The 3,784-nt window shown below is 74.9% G+C and carries 4 protein-coding genes; 3 read left to right on the top strand and 1 reads right to left on the bottom strand.

What is annotated here, in order from left to right; all coding sequences use genetic code 11:
* Positions 1-24: 24 nt before the first annotated feature.
* Positions 25-1,650, bottom strand: coding sequence for an FAD-dependent oxidoreductase (locus ABD308_RS12720; RefSeq protein WP_344332812.1), 1,626 nt, complete (start codon positions 1,648-1,650; stop codon positions 25-27).
* 298 nt (positions 1,651-1,948) lie between these two features.
* On the opposite strand from ABD308_RS12720, the gene ABD308_RS12715 reads away from it, so the two are divergent.
* From ABD308_RS12715 to ABD308_RS12705, 3 genes are all read left to right on the top strand, one after another.
* Complete coding sequence (locus ABD308_RS12715) at positions 1,949-3,115, top strand: SchA/CurD-like domain-containing protein (RefSeq protein ID WP_344332810.1); 1,167 nt, start codon at positions 1,949-1,951, stop codon at positions 3,113-3,115.
* A gap of 50 nt (positions 3,116-3,165) precedes the next feature.
* Positions 3,166-3,600, top strand: coding sequence for a cupin domain-containing protein (locus ABD308_RS12710; RefSeq protein WP_344332809.1), 435 nt, complete (start codon positions 3,166-3,168; stop codon positions 3,598-3,600).
* Positions 3,597-3,784 (top strand): beta-ketoacyl synthase N-terminal-like domain-containing protein (locus tag ABD308_RS12705; RefSeq protein ID WP_344332808.1); only part of this gene is annotated, 188 nt, incomplete at its 3' end. The genes ABD308_RS12710 and ABD308_RS12705, both read left to right, overlap by 4 nt.

Genomic DNA, 3,784 nt, shown 5'->3' with positions numbered 1-3,784 from the left:
GTCCACTCGCCGCCGGGGCGGGGCTCAGAGCGAGAGCACCGTCCGCAGGGCGTGCTCGACGGCCGCCTCGGGGTCGTCGCCCCGGTGCTCCGCGCGCCAGGCGACGAAGCCGTCCGGGCGCACCAGCAGGGCGCCGTCCGGAGCGATGCCGTGCAGGGCGGCGAAGTCGGTGCCCGGCTCGGGGGCCAGGTCGTCGTCCGCGCCGTCGCCGATCCGGTAGGCGTCCAGCGGAACGGCCAGCCGGTCGGCCGCCCGGCGGGCCGCGTCCCGCCAGGCGGTGCCCGCCGAGCCGGTCAGCAGCACCATCGCCTGCTCGTACAGGTCGAGGGTGGACAGCCGCACGCCCGCGCGCAGCAGCCACTGGTGCGGCGCCCGGCTGCCCGGCTCGCCCGCGGACTCGAAGGCCTCCGGGACCACCGGGCCGGCCGGGTCGCCGCCGGCCACCGCGCCGTCCCGGTAACGGTAGCCCAGCGCCACCGCCAGCACCCCGGCCTGCCGGCCGACGCCCGGGACGGCGGCGTAGCCGGGGTGGCTGTGCTCGGCGGAGCGGGCCGAGGCGCGCTCGCCGGTCACCCGCGCCACCGGCCGGCGCTCCCGCCCGTAGCTCTCCAGCAGGCCGGGCCCGGCCCAGCCGCAGAGCACCGCGGCGAGCTTCCACGCCAGGTTGTGCGCGTCCTGGATGCCGGTGTTGGAGCCGAACGCGCCGGTCGGGGACATCTCGTGCGCCGAGTCCCCGGCCAGGAACACCCGCCCCTCCGAGTAGCGGTCGGCGACCCGCTCGGCGGCGTGCCACGGCGCCATGCCGGTCACCTCGACGTCCAGCTCGGGCATCCCGACGGCGGCCCGGATGTGCCGGGCGCAGCGCTCGTCGGTGAACGCCTCCAGCGGCTCGCCGCGCTCCGGGTGCCAGGGCGCGTGGAACACCCACTCCTCCCGGTTGTCGACCGGCAGCAGGGCGCCGTCCGCCTCCGGGTCGGTGAGGTAGCAGGCGATGAAGTGGCGGTCGCCCACCACCTCGGCCAGCCGCTTCGCCCGGAAGGTGATGCTGACGTTGTGGAACAGCTCGCCCTTGCCGCTCTGGCCGATGCCCAGCCGGGTGCGGGCCGGGCTGCGCGGGCCGTCCGCCGCGACCAGGTACTCCGCCCTGACCACCCGCTCCTCGCCGGTCTCCCGGCTGCGCAGCAGCGCGCTCACCCCGTCGGCGTCCTGTTCGAAGGAGACCAGCTCGGTGCCGAAGCGGATCTCGGCACCCAGCTCGCGGGCCGCGCGGCGCAGCACCGGTTCCAGGTCGTTCTGGCTGCACAGGCACCAGGAGCTGGGGCTGAACCGGCCCAGCCGCCCGCCCGGGTCGATCTCCCGGAACAGCCACTCCTGCTCCTCGCCGGTCAGCGAGGGGGCCTGCAGGATGCCGTGGTTCGGGGCCAGCACGGACGCCGCCTCGCGGATCGCCGTCTCGATCCCGGCCACCCGGTACAGCTCCATCGTCCGCACGTTGTTGCCTCGGCCACGCGGGTGACGCGAGGTGTCGGCGTGCTTCTCGACCAGCAGGTGCCTGACACCCAGTCGGCCCAGGAAGAGCGAGGCCGACAGCCCGACCAGCGAGCCGCCGACGATCAGGACCGGTACCCGGTCGTCCACCTTCGGATTCATCAATTGCTCCAGCCTGTACGGGAGTTCGGGGCCGAATGCGGGGCTCGGCGGGGCCTGCTGAGCGGCCCGCGGGCACGGCGGCCCGGTCCTAACGTCCCCCGCGCCGGACGTGTTGTGCCGTCTCTTCGCCCGGATGGCCCGCATATCTCGCGCCACCCGGAAGCGCCGCGCACGATCGACCTCAGGCCTGGTGGCCGACGGCCACCACAGCACCCCGGGGGCCCGCGCGGCCCCCTCCGGCACCGGCGCCGCCGCACGCGGCCCCCGACGCGTGCGGCCCAGAAGCAGAAAGTGGATCATGACGACTCTGTCCGAACCGCCCGCGCGGCAGCACTCCTCCTCCGAGACCCGCCTGCGGGTGGTGCTGATGCTGGAGATCCAGGACGGCGCCCAGCAGCGCTTCATGGACGTGTACGAGAAGCTCCGCCACCAGGTCGCGACCGTGCCCGGCCACGTCAGCGACCAGCTCTGCCAGTCCATCAACGACCCCCGCCAGTGGCTCATCACCAGCGAGTGGGAGGACCAGGAGACCTTCCTGGAGTGGGTGGACAGCCCGGCCCACCGGGAGATGGTCAAGCCGATGCACGGCTGCGTCAGCGACACCTTCCGCTCCCTGCGCTACGCCATCCTCCGGGAGACCTCCGCCGCCGGCGCCACCGGCAGCCACCCGCCGCAGGAGGTGCCGGCCGACCTGCCGCGCACCGCCCCCACCGGCCAGGCCGGCCCGCCCAAGGCCGACCCCGGCCCGGACGGCGTGGTCCGGCACGCGCTCACCTTCACCGTCGCGCCCGGCAGCGAACCCGAGGTGGCCCGGATCCTGTCCGGCTACACCTCCCCCCGGGCGGAGGTGGACGAGCACACCCGGCTGCGCCGCACCTCGCTGTTCATGCACGGCAACCGGGTGGTCCGCGCGGTCGAGGTGATCGGCAGCCTCGGCGACGCGCTGCGGCACGTCGCCATGCAGCCCGAGGTGCGGGCCGTCGAGGAGGCGATCAACCCGTACCTGGAGGAGGCCCGCCAGCTGGGCGACCCGCAGGCCGCGCGCGCCTTCTTCGCCCGGGCCGCGCTGCCGGCCGCCAACCAGGCCGTCGCCGGCTCCCCCGCCTCCGGGCGGCCGCACCGGCACGCCGTGCTGTACCCGGTGAAGCCCGGCAAGGGGAAGGCGGTCGTCGACGTGCTCGCCGAGTACGACGACCTGGCCACCGCCGACCCGACCGGCCCGGTCGCCGGGAGCACCGTCTTCCACCGGGAGGACGTCGTGGTGCGCCTGGTGGACCTGCGGCTGCCCCCGGAGGCGGACCCGGGGGCGGCGCTCGGCGTGGCCGGCGAGCGCGAGGCCACCGTGCTGGGCCGGCTGCTCGACCTCGGCCCGGAGGGCGACCTGCGGACCGACGCCGGACTGCGCGCGTTCCTCGCCGCCCGCAGCATGAACCCGGTCACCGACCGGACGTCCCAGGACTCCTGACCACCACCGCACCCCGGCACCGGAAGTTCCGGCGAGAGAAGGAAGAAACCATGTCCACGCAGTACCCACGGATCGTGCACGTCTCCGAGGCGCCGGAGAACCGCCGGCGCGGCGGCGACCTGCGCGCCATGCTCACCCCGACCACCTGCGGTGCCACCAGCGGGTTCATGGGCCTGGCCATCGTGCGGCCCGGCGAGCGGATCGGCGAGCACTACCACCCGTACTCCGAGGAGTTCGTGTTCGTCGTCACCGGCGACCTGGAGGTGGACCTGGACGGCGAGACCCGGGTGCTCAAGCCCGAGCAGGGCCTGATGATCCCGATCAACATGCGCCACCGGTTCCGCAACGTCGGCGACTCGGTGGCCAAGATGGTCTTCCACCTCGGCCCGCTGGCGCCGCGCCCCGAACTCGGCCACGTCGACACCGAGGAGACCGGGCCGGTGGTCAATTCCGGCCCGCCGGAACACGCCAAGGTGAGCTCGTGAGCCGCCGTCGGGTCGCCGTCACCGGAATCGGCGTGGTCGCGCCCGGAGGGGTCGGAGTCCCGGCGTTCTGGGAGCTCCTCACCGCCGGGCGGACGGCGACCCGGGGCATCACGCTCTTCGACCCCGCCGGGTTCCGGTCCCGGATCGCCGCCGAGTGCGACTTCGACCCGGCGGCCCACGGGCT

This window comes from Kitasatospora putterlickiae (assembly GCF_039527695.1).
GTDB classification, from domain to species: domain Bacteria; phylum Actinomycetota; class Actinomycetes; order Streptomycetales; family Streptomycetaceae; genus Kitasatospora; species Kitasatospora putterlickiae.
The sequence above is the reverse complement of the archived record's forward strand: the minus strand, read 5'-3'. Positions and strand labels throughout refer to the sequence as shown.